General features: G+C 57.8%; 10 protein-coding genes. 5 read left to right on the forward strand and 5 right to left on the reverse strand.

Going from position 1 to position 15991, the window contains the following annotated elements; all coding sequences use genetic code 11:
* Positions 1 to 35: 35 nt before the first annotated feature.
* The 3 genes from HBOR_RS15230 to HBOR_RS15240 all read right to left on the reverse strand — a co-directional run bounded on the left by HBOR_RS15230 (position 36) and on the right by HBOR_RS15240 (position 7990).
* Complete coding sequence (locus HBOR_RS15230) at positions 36 to 5498, reverse strand: S8 family serine peptidase (protein ID WP_241432388.1); 5463 nt, start codon at positions 5496 to 5498, stop codon at positions 36 to 38.
* A 404-nt stretch (positions 5499 to 5902) separates the two neighbouring features.
* On the reverse strand, positions 5903 to 6820 hold the full coding sequence (locus HBOR_RS15235; protein ID WP_006055941.1) for an NAD-dependent epimerase/dehydratase family protein: 918 nt from the start codon (positions 6818 to 6820) through the stop codon (positions 5903 to 5905).
* A 603-nt stretch (positions 6821 to 7423) separates the two neighbouring features.
* Complete coding sequence (locus tag HBOR_RS15240; protein ID WP_049890632.1) at positions 7424 to 7990, reverse strand: response regulator; 567 nt, start codon at positions 7988 to 7990, stop codon at positions 7424 to 7426.
* A gap of 301 nt (positions 7991 to 8291) precedes the next feature.
* On the opposite strand from HBOR_RS15240, the gene HBOR_RS15245 reads away from it, so the two are divergent.
* Positions 8292 to 9239: a DUF7504 family protein gene (locus tag HBOR_RS15245; RefSeq protein WP_006055943.1), complete on the forward strand. Its 948-nt coding sequence runs from the start codon at positions 8292 to 8294 to the stop codon at positions 9237 to 9239.
* A 66-nt stretch (positions 9240 to 9305) separates the two neighbouring features.
* Here HBOR_RS15245 and HBOR_RS15250 read toward each other — a convergent pair whose 3' ends face one another.
* Positions 9306 to 10520, reverse strand: coding sequence for a hypothetical protein (locus HBOR_RS15250; RefSeq protein ID WP_006055944.1), 1215 nt, complete (start codon positions 10518 to 10520; stop codon positions 9306 to 9308).
* 113 nt (positions 10521 to 10633) lie between these two features.
* Between HBOR_RS15250 and HBOR_RS15255 the strand changes: the two genes are divergently transcribed.
* Positions 10634 to 12208, forward strand: coding sequence for a hypothetical protein (locus tag HBOR_RS15255; protein WP_006055945.1), 1575 nt, complete (start codon positions 10634 to 10636; stop codon positions 12206 to 12208).
* 138 nt (positions 12209 to 12346) lie between these two features.
* Here HBOR_RS15255 and HBOR_RS15260 read toward each other — a convergent pair whose 3' ends face one another.
* Complete coding sequence (locus HBOR_RS15260) at positions 12347 to 13507, reverse strand: signal peptidase I (protein ID WP_006055946.1); 1161 nt, start codon at positions 13505 to 13507, stop codon at positions 12347 to 12349.
* A 293-nt stretch (positions 13508 to 13800) separates the two neighbouring features.
* Here HBOR_RS15260 and HBOR_RS15265 point away from each other — a divergent pair, with 293 nt between their 5' ends.
* The 3 genes from HBOR_RS15265 to HBOR_RS15275 all read left to right on the forward strand — a co-directional run bounded on the left by HBOR_RS15265 (position 13801) and on the right by HBOR_RS15275 (position 15970).
* Entirely contained in the window at positions 13801 to 14400 is a 600-nt protein-coding gene (locus tag HBOR_RS15265; protein ID WP_006055947.1) for a hypothetical protein, read from the forward strand.
* Between the two features lie 91 nt (positions 14401 to 14491).
* Positions 14492 to 15238, forward strand: coding sequence for a hypothetical protein (locus HBOR_RS15270; RefSeq protein ID WP_006055948.1), 747 nt, complete (start codon positions 14492 to 14494; stop codon positions 15236 to 15238).
* Between the two features lie 117 nt (positions 15239 to 15355).
* Positions 15356 to 15970: a hypothetical protein gene (locus HBOR_RS15275; RefSeq protein WP_006055949.1), complete on the forward strand. Its 615-nt coding sequence runs from the start codon at positions 15356 to 15358 to the stop codon at positions 15968 to 15970.
* Positions 15971 to 15991: the final 21 nt, after the last annotated feature.

Here is a 15991-nt window from a genome sequence, read left to right on the forward strand (position 1 = left end):
CTTGTTGTATCGATAAATACGGTTGCGTCGGGCCGTCAGCCCGTGATCGAAGGCGCTGTGGCGTTCGATGCTTGGCTGTCGGCCTGCTCGTTCAGCCCCGCTGCTCCCGTCCGGGTTCCGTTTCCACGAATCCGTTCGAGGGCGTCTGCGGTCGCGTTCGCAACGAGCGCTTCGTGTTCATCCGGAGCGTCAGCGATAATCGCGTCGGCAGTTTCGTTGAGGGTCGTCTGCGAAGCTTTCTCTCCGCGAACCGCGCTGTTGAGGTCGCGGTAGATGAGTTGCGAAAGCGCCAGCCGAGCAGCCGCACGGTCCATCTCGTCGGTGCGTGAAAGCACAGCGTCGACCGATACCGTCCCGTTCGTCGTCGCAGAGGCGTTCGCACTCGCGTTGATCGGGTACAGTCCGATACCCTCGTACAACTCGGTGGCCGACGGGTTCGGGACGACGTACGACGGGAGGGTACTCTCCGCCTCGACGAAGACGAAGTAGCCCTCGTACGCGCTCACGTCCGGTGGCGTGCTCGTCCCGTCGAACCGGTAGACACCGTCGAACCCGCTACTCGACCCGGGCTGACTGCTCGGCGCGTCGAACGGAGCCATGGCAAGCCCCGGATCGACGGTCTCGACGTTGAGTCCCGATTCGAGGTCGCCGTACTCGGGTGATCCGACGAAGTTCCAGCCCTCGGTGAGCGTCCGTTGACCCGGCGCGCTCGGCTGATTCGATCCGACGAAGTGAGTCACGGTCATCCGACCGTCGCTTTCGGCGACCACGGCGAGTCCCTGTAGAGCGGCAATCTCGTCGTCGCCGGACAACTGCGTCCACGACTGGTCGCTCGCGTCGAAACCGTACACGACACCGCGGAACTCGTCGTCGAAGAGGTCGGAGACGGTCTGTCTCGTCGTTCCGGGGACGCTCACTCCGTAGACGTTTCCGGCTTCGAGCGTCAAGTCAACGCCAATCTGCTGTGGCGTGTCGGTATCGACATCCTCGGGTGGTGCCGTCAGGAACGGTTCGTACGTTACGTCTCCGGAGACGAACGACTCGTTCCCGCTTCGTTCTCCGTGATAGTTCATCGTCGCTCGGAGCGACCCGTCGAGGCCGTTTCCGACCGAGACGTTCGTCGCTGCGAGGTCGTTGTGCTTGATCTCAATCGCGGGTGCATCCCCGCGTTCGACCCAGACGCCGTACTCTGTGTCGATGTCGTTGCCGACGATTTCGCCGCCGGTGTTCGTCCCTTCGACGTAGATCCCTTCCGAGAGGTTCCAGATCTCGTTATCTTCGATTGTCGCGGATGTCACAAACGCTTCGAGCTGGATTCCCACGGTGTTCGTCGCTGACTCGTCCATGTCGTGAATTTCGTTCCCGACGAATCGGACGTTGTCAGTCTCGAACGTCGTGAGTCCGGTCCCGCTGTCGGTGATGGTGCTGTTTTCGATGACCGTCCCAGATGACGTGTAGACATCGGCTCCGGAATCCTGACCGGAGATTGTCGCGTTGTACACGTGCGCGTTATCGGCTTCACCGACGGTGACCCCGATTGCGAGCAGGTCTGCTCCGTCGGAGATATTGACATCGTGTACGACGGCATCGTCCGCAGTAGAGCCAGCCCCGCCGATGAGCACGCCGTGTGACGTGCCGCTCACGGAGACGTGTCGAATCGTTGCGTTGGACCGCTCGACTGCGATGCCGTCGGGCGCGATTCCGTCCGCGACGACGTTGAGGTGTTCGACCGTCACGTTCGGTGCATCGACGTGGACTACCGGGTCGTAGAACCCCCAGACCCGCGTGTCGATAGTCGGCCGCTCCTCATCGTGTGCTGTCAGTGTGATCCCCGGAGTCGTAATCGTCACGCGATTCGTGTACGTGCCGGTTGCGACTTCGACGGTCGTTCCTGCGGGTGCGAGGTTGACCGCTCTCTGGATCGTTTTTACGTCCTCGGGAACGACCAGCGGCTTCTCGTAGACTGCGGTTTCCCCGCTCAGCAGCTCGACTGTGTCGTTGCTACTCTCGGCCGCAATCGAGAGCCCGACCGTTCCGACAATCCCAGTCGATGTGTTGACCGCAACCGTGACGTTGTCTGCACTATCGTTGATGTCGTACGACTCGCCGAACTCGCGTTCGGTTCCGTTGATCGAGAGCGTGAGGTCCGACTCGCTCAGCATCATCGAATCCGCGAGCGTGACGTTGAGACGTCGGAGGTCGTCGGCCGCAACGTCAACCGCGAAGGACTCACCCGGTGTGACGTGCTTGGGTTGTGACGACTCGAGCCACGCTGGCGGGAGCGAATTCACGTACGTGACCGCGTTTCCGAGGAGTGCGTCGGCGTCATCGTTCACATATCTGTTCTGCACCGTCGATGTTCGCCCGAGCGACGAGAGGAGGACGGTCTGTTTCGACTCGTCGATGGCGACTCCGGTTCCGATATCTGCTCCGTTATCGCTGGCCACTGCGAGCGTCGTCCCCCTGAATCGCTCGAACCACGCGATATCACCGCGCGACTGGTTGTGAATCGTAATCGATTCGCCACGGGCCGCGATGCCGTCGAATATCGAATGGTTCGCGACAACCTCGTACGTTGGCTGGTCGGTTTCGGTTGTCTGCCCCGTGACGACTGGGTTCTGTGTCGCATCTGAGAGTGCCGTGATTCCGTTGCTGGCCGCGCCCCATTGATCGAGATAGACGACGCCAGTTTCCGGACCGCTCGTCGCCTCGACGAACGATTGCAGGTTGACGTTCGAGTTGACCTGGTGGACGACGAAGACGTCGTACTCGTCTGTGTTCGCCATCGCTTCCCGCGGTGAGATGATAGAGACGAAGTACTCTCTGGGGACGTTTGCTTCGATAGCTGCCCTGATCTGTTCGGCGTATTCTGACCCCGTGCTATCGACGACGGTGACGTACGTCGGATCGGAGACGATTTCGGTCGGTCCGGTCGTGAACGTAGTCGTCTCCCCTAGTCCGGATATCGTGTGTTTGAGCGCCAGCGTCCCGGTAGAACCGGCCTCGGTTTCGACGCGTACCTGTACTCTGGTGTCGTCGGAGGCGTTAATCGAGACCGACTCCCCGAATGCACGCTCTTTGCCGTTGATGTAGAGTGTCGCGTTCCCGCTGGTGTCCCCTGTACGACTCACGGTGAGCGTTTCCGCGTGCGCCGTTCGGTACGTCACGGAGGCGGCGGTGCCGGCTTTGACCTTGCCGTTTTGCGGACTGGTGATTTCAGCCGCCAACGCCGGCTTGAGGCTCACGTCGTGGGTCGTCATCGAACCCCCGGTAACGGTGACCGTGGCTGTCGAGGACGCGTATCCGAACTCGGAGACTGTCGTGTTGTACGTGCCCGAGAGCGTCCGAATGAGGTAGTCGCCGTTCGCATCCGTCGCGGTTGCAGCACCGCTGTCGAGACGGACCGAAGCACCGGAAAGCGGTTCGCCACCGGTATTCGAGATCGACCCCGAGATGCCCTGTTCGGCAGCGACTGCCGTGGTTGCGTCGAGGGCGTCGATGATTCCGTTTCCGTACCGAATGTCCTTCTTCGCCGGAGCGTCATCGGGTTTCGTCGCCGACTTTCTGAGTGCTGTTCTGATCTCTTCCGGGGAGGCGTCACCGCCGGATGCGGACACCATCAGTGCGACGACACCGGAGACATGCGGTGTCGCCATCGAGGTCCCGGACTTTTCACCGTATTTCCCGCCTGGCAGGGTGCTGTAGGTATCCACACCGGGTGCTGCGATGTCCGGCATGACGTACTCGTCTGGCCAGTCTGACGGGGCGGCGTCACCCCAGTCGCGCTCAGTTCGGACGACATCGCCGCTTGAGAAGGGCGCGATATCGCGGTTCGGGCCGGACGCGCCGACCGTGAGTGAGTCGTAGATGCTTCCCGGTGAGGGTGCTGTCTCGGGACCGTGATTCCCGGCCGCTGCGACGACGACCGTCCCAGCGTCCTCAGCGTTCCGTATCGGCGTCACAAGCGTGCTGTAGAAGCCGTCGGCTCCCAGGCTCATGCTGATGACGTCGGCGTCCTCTTCGACGGCCCACTGCATTCCACCGATAATCTGCGCGAACGATCCCGTTCCGTCGGGAAGCACCAGTCCGTGCATCATGTCCGCGTCGGGCGCGACGCCGATTGCCTTCCCGCTCGCCGTACCACCGGCGACAGTTCCGGAGACGTGTGTTCCGTGACCGCTGGTCGCGTGCGGTGTCGATCCCGTGACTCGGTCACCGTTCGTGTCGAATTCAGCCCACCCGCCGGGGTAGGTATCGTTTCCGGGATCCTCGGTGTACAGCTCTAAGTCGGGGTGGCCGACATCGATTCCGGTGTCGAGAACGGCGACTTTCGCACCAGCGCCCTTCGTCCCGTGCTTTGCCCAGACGGCCGGGACGTTGAGTTGGTCGAGTCCGTAGGTTACCTCGGTCGTAGCCGGTGTAGACGCAGTGGTTGCTCCGGACGCCGTGGTGTTATTCCGACTCGCCGCGGTTGAGAGCGCCCGCACCTCGAAGTTCTTGTGGATGCCTGTGACGCCCGGTTGGCCGACGAGTTTGCTCGCGTTGGTTTTTGCCGTATCCACTCGCAAGAGCAGTGCGTTCGTCAGCCAGTATCTGTTGAGGACGGTTACGCCGTCGGTCGATTCAGCGTAGTCGATGACCGGCTGTTGGGACGTTTCGGCGTGTGCCTTCAGTTTCTCGACCACCGTCTCCTGTGACATGGTCGATACCGTCGGGACCTCGAACTCCTCGACGCGGACGATCACCTCTACGCTACTGGACGCGTTCGCGGCCCAACTCTCGACGACGGTGCGGTTCGCCGCCGTCGCGTTGGTTTGTGTTTCGTTCGTACGTTTGCCTGCGCTGGTACTGTTCGTCCCGTCAGTACTGTTTTCGCTCGGGGTTGCAGTCCCCGTGCCCGGAGTTGTCGCGTTGTCGTTAGTGCCATCGGGCGTTGTTGCATTGCTGTCAGTACCGTCCGGCGTGGTTGAATTGTCGTTAGTGCCGTCAGGTGTTGTTGCATTGTTGTCAGTGCCGTCCGGCGTGGTTGAATTGTCGTTGGTACCATCAGGCGTCGTTGTGTCGTCGTCGGTTCCGTCCGGCGTTGTTACGGTATCATTGCCACCGTCTGGTGTCGTTGCGTTGCCGTTGGGACCATCGGGTGTCGTCGTATTCTCATCGGTGCCGTCAGGTACGGCTGAATTGCCGTTCCCATCAGATGCGCTTGAATTGTCGTTGGTCCCCTCAGGCGCGGTTGTACTGTCGCTAGTGCCTTCGGGCGTTGCCTCACCATTGGTATCTCCCGGTGTACTCGAACTGTCGTCGGTGTTAGTTGCTGAGGCACGCATGGCCGACAACGCTCCCCCGTTGGATTCGCCGCTAACCGACCCGATTTCGTCAGCTATTGCTCCGTGTTCCGCTGTCATCGTCGCGCCTACTGCGGGTGCCACCGTCCCGGTGACTGTCAGCACCGCAAACACGAGAGCGAGAACGCGTGTAATTGATCTCGCGTTACTCATCGTCATAGCCTCTCGAACGCAATTCGGCCGTTGCTGTCTCGCCCCGCGTTAGTAGGCATCGCGTTCCTCCGGCTCCCTTCTTGAACCAGTAATTCAGTTTGATTGTCATCTAACCTCATGGTTTTACCCAAGGCTTAACCTTAATAAATTTCCCGATCTTTAGGCTAGCCTAAAATAATGGGAGTTCTACAACATCCACTCTTCGTGCGTGTATGAGCGATAAGAATGATGGGTGAAATACAGTACCAGACGATCTGAGACGCTGGAATTTAGTGTTTGATAGCGCGGTCCGGGAATCGATTTTTTGGGTCTTCGCTACTCGTGCAGATTCTGAGTACTAACTCGAATCCAAAATAATACTACGGGAGTGATACTTCGGGTTCCGCTCTGTCGCTTCCGCGTGCTTACTCGTCTAAATACGGCTCACACACGCGCTGAACTCCTTCCTCGAAGGATATCTCCGGTTCCCATCCCGTCGCCTCCTTCATCTTCGTCGGGTCGGCCATGGTGTCGTGAACGTACTCGTCGAGTGGGTTTTCGATGTACTTCGGTTCGACATCCGTGCCGAGTACTTCGTTTATCATCGCCACCATCTCGTTGAAGCTGTAGCTCTCGCCTGTGCCGAGATTGTAGACGCCGTTGAGTTCGTGCTCGGCCGCCAACACCAAGCCGCGAACGATGTCATCTACGTGCGTGAAGTCGCGCGTCTGCGATCCGTCACCGAACAGTTCGGGTTGCTCGCCGTTCGCAATTTTCTCGGTGAACTGGGCGACCGTGTTTGCGTACTCGCCTTTGTGTTCTTCTGCGCCGCCGAACCCTTGATACACCGAGAAAAAGCGCATTCCGGCGAGCGTCAGGTCGTAGTGGTTGTAGAAGTACTCGGCGTACTGCTCGCGGGCGAGTTTCGACGCCTCGTACCCGGTTCGTGCTTCGATAGCCATCGATTCTGGCGACGGCTCGGTCCGAGAGCCGTATATCGACGACGTCGATGCGTACACAACGGTTTCACAGCCGTCTTTGCGCGCCTGCTCGACCGTGTTCACGAATCCCTCGACGTTTACTCTCGCTCCCGTCGTCGGGTCCTGTTCGTGCATCTGGTAGGAAGAGAGTGCAGCGAGGTGGAACACAACGTCCACGTCGGTCGGCAAGTCCTCGTCGAGCACACTCGCATCGACAAATTCGACGCCCGAATCGAGATTCTCCGGCGTCCCGAGATAGCAGTCGTCGATAGCGATAACGTCGTTGTCCGGTGCCAGCGCGTTTGCGAGATTCGACCCGATAAATCCGGCCCCGCCCGTAACGAGGACCTGCTTGCCTTGCATACGATGACGTTCCAGTACGTGGCTCAAAGTAATACCGGTTCGGAGGGCTACGTTTTGGGTTCTCTCGGTGCTGTTCGGATATCAGTACGACGACTCTGATACTGCACCGAAATCTGTGAGTGGTATAACGCGTGTATTAGTGTTTTATCTCTGCTCGATGAACGTCATCTCTGCTGAGAAGTTAGTAGAGATCCCTCTCAGCATAGAATTGTTATACGTAAGACATTATATCTATCTAATTTCTCCGCCAGTGTCGCTTGCTCACCGGTGTCGTAATGGGTGACGGGTTACCGGTAACCGACCGGTTGCGCTGGCGAACACGGATATCGGTCAGTCACTCTCCGTTCGAGATACCTGACGACCCACGGCGGGCTATCAGTATTGGCACAACTGATTAATGAGTAGCCCCTAAGGTTGGAAGTGCCGGTAGGTTGTTCGGACGATTCGCGCAGAACCCGAATCCGGCCCGCTGACGGAGAAATCCCCCCCATCCCCACATCTCCGTCAGCAATTGGTTGCGCCACCACGGAGCGATTTCAGTTCCATCTTGGTGGCAATCCCCACCTTCTGTCGAACGGCTTTCGTACGGGACAGCTACGCCTGTCATACTGCACTGAGTTGATGGAACATCGCCTCGAAATCCTCGTTGTCCAACTGATGGAGATGCCTGTCCGACTGCGCTCGGAGTTCCGCAATCTCGTCGATCAACTGTTGATACTGAGACTGTCGTTTAAGTTCGGCGACCGGTTTCTGCGCTTTGAGTGCCTCTCGCTTCGATAGTTTCCTGAACAACGCCGTCAGCGACTCGGCGTATCGGGAACGCCGTAAGAGATTCTCGACAACTGCTTTGATGTCTTCTTCCTTGACCGGTTTTTTGAGATACGTGTCGAACCCCATCTCGAGAATATCGTAGTCGGGATCGACCGCGGTTATCATTGCCACGTGGCAGTCGAATCCACGTGCGCGTATCTCGTCGAGTACTTCGTCGCCGGACGTGTTCGGCATCCGCCGGTCGAGAATGACGACAGAAACGGTTTCGTCCAGCACTTCGAGCGCGCTGGACCCGTTGTAGGCGATTTCGACGGTATAGTCTGTGGCGAGCCATGTAGCGTACAGGTCCGCGATAGCTCGTTCATCATCAACGACAAGCACTTTTGATTGCGAACTCATTTTTGTACGCCTGGATATTGTGCTGTTTTCGGCGGCTAAATGATAAACTTATCCGGCTAAGAATCAGATTTGATACTCAAATTTGGTATACGGAACCGTCAATAGAGTAAGCTTGGCGGGACCTGAGTGGCGTTTTACGCGGCTATATGACTCATTAAGTATCAGTACCTAATTATATTTTGATCTCGGTATCTAATCGATCCGGACGGTAAGTTTCTGTATTGAAGGAACCTATTTGAACGGGAGTGACATGTTTGGGATAATTAGTGAATACTTTGTATGAGGTCTTAATATGGGGAGTATGGGAGAGAACGACGAAAGAGATTCGTCTCGTCGGGGTAAGCCGGATGAGGATACTTCCTCCTCATCACTTTCTGATCTTGCTGAGGACCTTTCATCCGAGGACTCTTCAGATGAGGCTCCTTCAGATGAAGCTCCTTCAGATACCGTCTCCTCGGAGGAGTCTTCATCTGAGAGTGTTTCACCGTCCTCGACGACGAGCGACCAGTCTCTTTCTCTCTCCGAACTCGCGGAGTCGCTTCGCAAACGACGTCTGGAGGGGTCTGGATCCGAACTCGGGGGCGACCAATCGGAGTGGGACATTATCACGCAATCAGCTGACGACTCTGACTCGACGTCGGGCCCGGATCCAAAGACGGAGGCGGTGCTCGAACTCGTTGGCGATGCATCCAACATTCTCCTCTCGGGTCAAACCGAGTGTGCGGCAGAGGAGAGTCTGTGCTCTCGGTTGATGTCGTCTTCGACTGGTGACCCGATCAACCTCCTCGTGGTGACTATCGGCCAGACGCCTGGTGAACGACTCTCGATTCTCCAGAACTACCTTTCGGGTCCTGTTGGGAATACGGCCGTCATCGACGTTCAATCCTACGACGCGGGCGTCCCGTCTGAGGAGTACGACGGTCCAGTCGAGATCAAGACTGTTCAGGATGCGACTGACCTCCGTCGTATCGGGATACTTACCAGTAAGGTCCTTAGCGACTGGGAAGACTCACCGGGACAGACTGCCGTCTGTTTCCACTCGGTGTCCGACCTCCTCAAACATGTTGACGACCAACAACTCGTCTTCCGCTTTCTTCACGTCCTCCGGGGCCGCATCCACGCAGCGGGTGCCCGAGGACATTACCATCTTGACCCGACGAGCCACGATACGCAAGTCGTTCGGACGTTCGCCTCGCTTTTCGATACTGTTCTCGAATTCGAAACCGACGGCTCCGTGTCGCTGAACTGAGTCACAGCAGTTCGGCGTCGAACTGAGTTACAGTCGCCCCGCCTCTTTCGTTCGCCCGTTCTGGTTTTAGCTATCGTCGTCCGTGGACTCGGTACTCTCGTCGCTTTCATCCGAGTCCTCGGACTTGCCTTCGGCAGTGAGCGCGTCGATATCGCCGAACGGACCGTCGGCTGAATCGCTCGTATCGGTCCGCGTTCCCTCTTTGTCGGTTTCCAAGTCTAACGTCACGTCTGCGTCGGTCGATGTCTGTTCGTCGTCGCCGTCAGGTCCGCCGCTGCCGGCGTCGCCCGTCAAATCAATATCTGACACCGTCGATGTACGCTCGCCGTCAGAGCGCTCTCCTTCCGACGTTTTGCTCTCGTCAGCTGTGCCTTCACTGGCCCGGTCCGCCGATCCGAGTTGTTCCTGTTCGCCAGCCGCAATTTCGCTGTCATCGACCTGTGCCAGTGGCTCGTTGTCTATAACGCTTGATTTCGTCTTGATCACGGCTTCAGAAAGCACGAACCACTTTGATCGTTGTTCGACGCCCATTAGCTCTGCTTCGCACATCGGACAGTAGGGTCTCACCAGCAGGGCGATATCGATCTCTTCGGCACAGTTCCCACACTCGCCCGTATAGGAACCAACGTCGCTGGCTTCTCGTTTGAGTCGCTGGAGCTTGTCGCGTTCGTTCTCTACTTGCTCAATCACTCCTTGCTGTTGTTGTACCTCCGTTACTTGGGCATCCAGACTGTCCGTTTCTTCGATTAGATACTGCAGTATCGTCTGGACGTCGCCAAACCTCGATTGTAACTGCGCTTTGATCTCCGCTTGCTCGGCCGATAGCTGAGATTCTATCGACTCAAGTTCGTCCTGAATCTCCGAGTCTCCGGTGTCTCCGAGTTGCTCTTCGAGTTCCGTGAGACGACCGGTGAGTTCGCCGATTTCGGATTCGATCTCGGATCTGCGATCAACGACGCTTTCCAGTTCCACCTGTATCTCGGTGATGCGCTCCCGAAGTGTGTCGAGTTGATCTGTCACTGTTTCGGTCTCACCGGTGGTATCGGATTCTCCGTCTACAGTATTGGCTGGCCCCGACAGCTCTAAACTCCCCAACGAATTGTTTTCGGTCGTTTCGTTGAGCAACTGGCTGATCTCGTTGAGCGTCCAGTACGATGAAATTAGCTGCTCGAAGAGTTCCTCCCGAGGGATGTCCGCAGACTCTGCTTTCTGCGCTAACCACGTCTCGAACGACGTAGAGTCGGATTCGGCATCGTGATCGCCTGGAGATTCATTGGACATATTCGAAGGGAGTTTGCTTCGCCGAACATTCTTGATGGGTGAATATAAATCCTTCCCGAAGCGTACAAGACGGTTGACCTCTGAGTTAGAGCAACTCCCGAGGGGGGAACATCATGAGTCGGTCACTTTGGTATCTCGGTCTGCTACTCATCATCGGCGGTGTGACGCTCGGCGCCGTCCCTACCAGCAGTTACAGCACGATTGCGGGTGACCGACCGGTATCCGTCTCGGTGGCTGACGACGACGAGGCATTTCTCGCGCTGACTGAAACCGGTGCGACGGTGAGAAATCCGGGGAACGGGGACGGAAATTCGGGAACCGCTATTGCCTCGCTTGTGAACAACCTCGATTCGGATATGACGGTTTCGTACGAAGCGTCGGTTGACACTGATGCTGTCTCGTTGAAGACGACTTCTGAGACGACCACGATTGATCGAGGGTCACAAGAACGGATCTTTGCGAGTTGTAATCCACCGAACGGTGGTTCGGGAACCGCGACGCTGACGGTGACCGTCAACGAAGCCGAGGCCGCCAACGCAAAGATAACCGATGCAACGCTCCAAGCGCAGTTCGACTACGACTGTCCCGGTAATGGCGGCGGCCATCCCGGTCCGCCGCACGGTGTCGCGTACATCGACACGAACGGGAACGGTGCGTACGACGATGGCGAGGCGATACTCACCAAGTCGGAGGCCCTCTCGTTCGAGGATGAGGACGAAAATCTCGTCATCCACCCCGACCGCGAGCGACTCTCCAGCAGATGGGAAATCGAGATCGAAGCTCGCTCGCTCATCGTCCGAGAAGCGACGTTACGGACCAATCGGGACGTGAGTATCGAAACCGAATCCGGTGGCGTGACCTTCGTCGATAGCGGGGTGAGCACGACGAACGGCGAGATCGAGATCGAGGGGTCGTCAGTCGTCGCGTCGAGATCGACGTTCGAGACGAACCGGGAGGTCAGCATCGAGGCCGAAGATGGGGAAGTGAGCCTCGCCGCTTCCACTATCGACACGAAGAACGGGAAGGTCGAGGTGAAAGGTGGCCGAATCGACGCGCAGAACTCACAGTTCCGCTCGAACACGAAGATCGAGCTGACGGCTGAGCAAGGTTCGGTCAGTCTCTCTGGAGCGACAGTCGATTCGGTGAACGGGAAGGTCGAAGTGGTCGGGCGTAGTGTCTCCGCACCGAACGCCGATATTTCGACAAACTCCGAAATTTCACTCATCGGCTCGAACGCCGTTACTCTGACCGGTGCGACGGTTGACTCGACGAACGGCCAAGTTGCGGTCTACGGAAACAGTATCTCTGCGCGGAACGCTGAGATAACGACGAACAGCGAAATCGTCCTCAACACCGAAAACGGTCACATCGACCTCGTTGACTCGACCGTTCGCTCCACGAACGGTGAAATCAAAATCAGTTCAGACGGCCTCCTTGATGCGACTCGCGCGACAGTCGAGACGAACTCGGATATCTCGCTTGGCTCCGTTGGCGATATGACGTTGACTGAGGCGACTGTTTCGACGGTCAACGGCGGGATCACCGCACAACTGAGCCGCGATTCCGCAACGCTGTCCGTTGATGGAACTGTGATTCGAGTGCGAGGTGGAAGCGGTGTCCTCGTCTACAGCCCTGATGATGTCACCGTCTCCGGAACGCCCGACGAGGGGACGGTTCGACGTGACTGACGTGCGCTAACACGCAATCTCAAATCGGTCGTTTCCGTTGGGATCCATTCCGTTCAATACGACCGCTGGAACAGCAACGTCAGATGTGGCTGCTTACGACGTTGCGACGACTGGTTAGAGGAACCGCCGTTTCAGTTGTTAGAGGAACCGCCGCTTCAGTTCTTGGATAGTCGTGATGTTGCGCTCGGTAGAACGGAGCCTGATCGGGCCGACGCCAACCGCGATGAGACCAAAGGCAACTGTGCCGATGAGTAAGAGCAGGTCGATTGCCGCGACTGCAACGTACGGATGAATCGCATGCAGCGACAGGATCACTGAACGTGGGAGGACCGGCAGATACCGCCACTCTTTGATTGCACGGCTATAGCTACCGGTCGCATCCGGCGCTTGAACCGTGAGCGTCGTTGTCTCGTTTGATCGAGGTGAGACTGTAAACACTGACCGCGAGATTGTCAACTCCGGATGCTGTGGTTCGATAACCGTCAGTATCGGCACGAAGCCGTCGTTGATGACCCGATACTCTATCGTCGCCTCGGCACCCACACCGATAACTAGCGGGTCGTCGTTCGGTGATTCTGAACTGACGATGTTGAAAGTGTTCGCTCCCGAGGGGGCGACCATGCTTGCTGTCGCGGGTGCGAGCACGAGAAGCGACAGAATGAACAGAAACGTCGTCGTCTTGATGTAGTTCGACCGTCGCCGCGAGCGTTTCGCTCTCGGCCGACTCCCCGTTACCGAATCGAAAACGATGCTGACGATGATTAGTCCGACACCCAAAAAGACGAGCGACTGCGCGGAACTGCCGCCTGCGAGCAACCCAGATGATCCGATTGCGCTACCAATCAGCCCGATGGTTCCCACTAGTGGCCCTTGCACAATCTGACTTACCGTGCCGAGATCGCGAATGACTACGACCTGCCCGTTCACTTGCAACGCCTCGGCAACGATCTGTGACTCCATCACCGGCGGTTCTACCCCGTCTTGATCGGTGAACGGGTTGGCATCGCCTCGTGTGATGTACCCTTCGTCAGTCCGTCTGACGATACGATGGGTGGTCAACCCGCCGTTGTGAAGTTCTGTGGCCTGAAACACGACCACATCGCCGGATTCCGGCGGCGGCGTAACCACTGCGGGAACGGCGATGAATCCGTCACCAGGCTCCATTGTCGGTTCCATGCTCCCCGTCTCGACGTATCCGAGGAGCACTGGCTGGCCGAGCGCCTGCCCGAACAGCATCGCACCGACTGCGACAATGAGGATGATGAGAACGCCGTACTGGATTCCGTCGCCGAGTTTCACGATCCGAGGTAGACGGTACGTCTGTATAACAGTTTGTGGAAACAAATAGTGTTTTGTGGAAACACGTGGCGACAATACTCGCTGTGTGTCTCCCAAACGCTGCAATCCGCTATTTCTCCGTTTCAAGCGCTGAAACACCAGCGAAACCGCTCATTTAGCCGGCGTTCCGTTGGTACAAGCTCCGGTTTCTTGCTACCAGCCGAGCTTGATTCGTTTCAAGCACCTGAATACAAAGTAGGTGGGGGCCGATGGGTTCAGTAGAGACACGGGCGACTGTGTCCGGGAGTACACAAATGGCAATAAACAGACGGAACGTCTTGATCGGACTCGGTGCATTAGTCGGGGGCGGTGGGGCACTCGTCGGTACGGGTGCATTCACCACTGTGAGTGCTGAACGGACGGTAAGCGTCAGTACCGCGGGCGACGCGAGCGCGTTCTTGACGATTACCGGCGACGACGAATACGTCACCGATGACAGCGGCGACGGCACGCTCACGATTGACCTCGGCGGACCTGACGGCAATGACGGTGCGTCGGGCTTCAACGAGGAAGCGATTACGACGCTCACCGACGTGGTGACGATTACGAACAACGCTTCCGACGGTTCGAGCGCGACGGTAGGCGTGTCCACCGACGGGGCTGCTGACGCATCCGCGAATGGGAGCGCAACGCTCCTGTTGCAGGATGGCAACACCGATGTCGCGGAAGTCACGTTCTCCGTCGGCGGCGAGGATACGAACAGTATCGGATCGGGTAGCGCGAAGACGCTGGCGACGGGTGAATCTGCGTATCTCGACGTGAAGATCGATACGCGCCAGGATACGCTAGACAACTCGAATGCAGACACCGGCGATCTGACAATTGTCGCAGAAGAGGGGTCGAATAATCCCTGAACGCGGCAACTCAGTAGTGCGGCGCTGAATCGCCCGGTAGCAAGCAACATACAACGTAACTATATCACTCACTATGAGACGAAGACGATTCATGACGGCGGTTGGAACGATAGCAGTCGGGTCGGGAACGGTCCTCGGAACGGGAGCGTTCGACGTGACATCCTCGAATAGCAACTCGCAGCTCTCGATTGTGACCGGTGGTGACGATGCGAATCTCGACATCGTCCCCGGCAGCGAGATCTCGGGTGTTACTATGGGAGACGATGTCGTCGAAAATCCCGACTCCTCTCTCGACTACTTCGACAGTAACGGGAACATCGTATTTGACAAGCTCACAATCGATGACCTCCCGATCGCTGTCGTCAACAATCCCGGGCAGGGGATGGTCAACATTCAGGTGGCAGTCGCGGCTGGTACCCCTGCCAGCAGTATCGATTTCGACGATATCATCGCAATCCAGAACAACGAGTCGAGCCAGAACTACGAAGTCGGATTCACGTATTCGGGCTACGGCTCGGTCGTCGGCACGATCGTTCGGGGTGAAGAGATCAGCAAAAACGTCGCTCACGACGTGTTCGCCTTCGAGACGAGCGGCGGAGAGCAGATCTCTCCCGATGGGAGCGACGGGTCGTCGGCTACAAACTTAGTCCAGGTAGACAGCGGGAATCACCAGTTGGTCAACCTCCAAGTGAGTGCGGATAACAGCACACTGGTCGGTGCGTTCGGGGACGCTAATAACGGTCCTTACGCCGGAGCGGGTGACTTCTCGGACAGCGATGGGAACGGAACTCACGAGCCACTGATCACCGAAGTCACGGCAGGCGCAAACGAGGTGTGAGGCAGTCTGGATGGGGGGTAGAGAACAACGGAACGCCACTGCGGAACGATAGCCTGCGGAACATGCCGGCGACAGGGATGTTTCCTTCGGCAACGTCTTCCGCACGAACGTAACGATATGCTCACACGCCGACAGACCGTGATCGGAATCAGCGGCTTCCTGATTACCGGTGGTATTATCAGTTCGGCGGCATCGGAAGTGACTAGTTCGAGTACGAATGCGAGTTTTAGCGTCGTCTACGAGCGTTCGATTACGCTGACGCCGGCTACCGATCCGCCAGTCCACGTTCAGACGAACGAGGCTGGCTACGTGACTGCCATCACCCCCGGCGAGGGGACGGGTGTCAGCCAGCGTGCGATAACGCGGTTCGAGGATATCGTCCGTGTGACGAACGTCGGGACCGTCGGTATCTCCGGACTCACATTCTCGTTTGCCGCGACGAGTGACACGCTGTCCGACGGCGTCCTCGCGGATATCGAGTCGGCGTTAGCCGTCACAGCGGACGGCGAGACGCTGTCTCCCGCTGGTGAATCTGGCGATAATCTGTTGGAGATGAGCGAGCCAGACTCCGTTGCGGACGGCGTGCTCGACCCCGGCGAAAGCGTCCCGTTCGGAGTGCAGATTAACCTCGTCCCCGATAGCGGTCGTGGGACGCTCTCGGACCTCCCAGACGGCGAGTACGATATCGAACTCCGAATCGCTGTCGAGCGCGATGAGACTGCAGAATCGTAAGTATCTGGCAATGAGAGAAAC

The organism is Halogeometricum borinquense DSM 11551 (assembly GCF_000172995.2).
Lineage (GTDB): Archaea > Halobacteriota > Halobacteria > Halobacteriales > Haloferacaceae > Halogeometricum > Halogeometricum borinquense.

Bases quoted from the DNA above. Each gene is read 5' to 3' on its own strand.
- HBOR_RS15230 (WP_241432388.1), bottom strand. From the start codon at position 5,498: ATGAGTAACGCGAGATCAATTACACGCGTTCTCGCTCTCGTGTTTGCG.
- HBOR_RS15255 (WP_006055945.1), top strand. From the start codon at position 10,634: ATGAGTCGGTCACTTTGGTATCTCGGTCTGCTACTCATCATCGGCGGT.
- HBOR_RS15250 (WP_006055944.1), bottom strand. From the start codon at position 10,520: ATGTCCAATGAATCTCCAGGCGATCACGATGCCGAATCCGACTCTACG.
- HBOR_RS15240 (WP_049890632.1), bottom strand. From the start codon at position 7,990: ATGAGTTCGCAATCAAAAGTGCTTGTCGTTGATGATGAACGAGCTATC.
- HBOR_RS15270 (WP_006055948.1), top strand. From the start codon at position 14,492: ATGACGGCGGTTGGAACGATAGCAGTCGGGTCGGGAACGGTCCTCGGA.
- HBOR_RS15245 (WP_006055943.1), top strand. From the start codon at position 8,292: ATGGGAGAGAACGACGAAAGAGATTCGTCTCGTCGGGGTAAGCCGGAT.
- HBOR_RS15275 (WP_006055949.1), top strand. From the start codon at position 15,356: ATGCTCACACGCCGACAGACCGTGATCGGAATCAGCGGCTTCCTGATT.
- HBOR_RS15235 (WP_006055941.1), bottom strand. From the start codon at position 6,820: ATGCAAGGCAAGCAGGTCCTCGTTACGGGCGGGGCCGGATTTATCGGG.
- HBOR_RS15265 (WP_006055947.1), top strand. From the start codon at position 13,801: ATGGCAATAAACAGACGGAACGTCTTGATCGGACTCGGTGCATTAGTC.